The sequence below is a fragment of the Pseudomonas sp. P5_A2_2 genome (assembly GCF_054177685.1).
Genome location: NZ_JBGCUL010000969.1, coordinates 1 through 1,650 on the forward strand (window position 1 = coordinate 1; position 1,650 = coordinate 1,650).

Consider the following 1,650-nt stretch of genomic DNA (forward strand, 5'->3'; position numbering starts at 1 on the left):
AAATCGAACTGTACGGCGCGAACACCGGCAACAGCCTGCGGGCCGCGATTGCCCTGGAAGAATCCGGCATCGCCTACACGGCACGCAGGCTCGACCTGTATGCGCAGGAACACCGTGGCCCGGCCTTCCTGGCGCTGAACCCGGCCGGGAAAGTCCCGACCCTGATCGATCACGGTACGACACCGGCGCTGGTGATCAACCAGTCAAACGCCATCATTCAGTACGCCGACTCCAAGGCACCGGGACGGCTGGCACCAGCGCAGCCCGGACCTGAGCGTATCCGGGTGATTGACCGCTATTTCTTTTTCGTGACCGATGTCATCGCCCCCAGCCAGGCCGCGTTTTTTCTGCACCAGGCAGGGCAGGACAAGGCGGCGGCGATCATCGATCTGCGGGTGATCGAGCAACTGACTTACGCGGAAAGTTTTTTGACTGCCGGGTTCATGGCCGGAGCGCAGTTCTCCATGGCCGACATTTCGGCGTTCACCATCGCCACAGCGTTCCGTGATCGACTGGAATGGAAAGAGCTTGCGCAACTTTCGCGCTGGTTCGATACCGTCGAAGCCAGGCCGGCGGTACAACGCGGCCTGAATGCGTTCAAACATTCCTGAGTGGTCGATGTGCTGACGCTTATGTAGGAGCGAGCCTGCTCGCGAAGGACTCAAGTGCGCCGCGTTTAACCGGTAAGCACGCGTTATCGTTGACGTCCATCGCGAGCAGGCTCGCTCCTACAAACTGCAGCATTCCATTAGTTCAATCGGTGTAGCCGAACTTCACCGAACGGCTTTCCTGCGCCTGGCTTCGCGTAGCGAGGCAGTAATACAACGGACACGTCACCACCAGTCCCACCAGCCACGACAGGTCCGCGCCCTCGACCAGGTTGGCGTATGGCCCGACGTACAGCGAAGTATTGGCGAACGGTAGCTGCACGATGATGCCGATGAAGTAAGCGATGATCGCGTGCAGGTTGAAGCGACCGTAGATGCCGCCGTCAGCGCGGAAGATCGATGCGATGTCATAGCGACGACGCTTGATCAGGTAAAAGTCGATCAGGTTGATCGAGGCCCACGGCACCAAGACCAGCAACAGGGCAAGAATCAGGCCGATGAACTGCGAAATGAAGTTCGCCGAAGCGCCCAACGCCACCACGCAGCAACCCGCCAGTACGATGCCCGACAACACCACGCGCACCTTGATGCTCGGCGTCCACTGGCTGGCGAAGGTCTGGATCGAAGTGATGATCGACAGCACCGCGCCATACAGATTCAAGGCGTTGTGGCTGATGATGTTGAGCAGGAACAACACCATCAGGATCGGCCCCAGCCAACCGGTGGACTGCTTGACCGCCGCCATCGCCTCGGTGCCTTCCGGGGTTGCCAGTACCGCCACGGCGCCGAAGGTGAACGACAGGATCGTGCCCAGGGTCGCCCCCAGGTAGGTGGCAAAGAACGGCCGGGTGATGCCGATGTCCGCCGGCAGGTAGCGCGAGTAGTCCGACACGTACGGCGAGAAGCTGATTTGCCAGATGATGCCCAGCGACACCGTGGCCAGCCAGCCGGACAGGTTGAAGCCGCCGCGAGTGAAGAAGTCCGCCGGCAAGTCATGGGCGAAGATGTAGAGGAAACCGGCGAGCAAGGCACTGCCCATCAC

At 60.7% G+C, this 1,650-nt stretch carries 2 protein-coding genes; one reads left to right on the forward strand and one right to left on the reverse strand.

Annotation, left to right across the window (positions count from 1 at the left end):
- Positions 1-2 precede the first annotated feature (2 nt).
- Positions 3-611 (forward strand): glutathione S-transferase family protein, encoded by a 609-nt coding sequence (locus ACXRVY_RS27865; RefSeq protein ID WP_458238819.1) that lies wholly within the window; start codon positions 3-5, stop codon positions 609-611.
- Positions 612-753: 142 nt separating this feature from the next.
- Here the strand turns inward: ACXRVY_RS27865 and ACXRVY_RS27870 are convergent.
- A partial coding sequence (locus tag ACXRVY_RS27870) for a purine-cytosine permease family protein (protein ID WP_458238820.1) occupies positions 754-1,650 on the reverse strand: 897 nt, incomplete at its 5' end.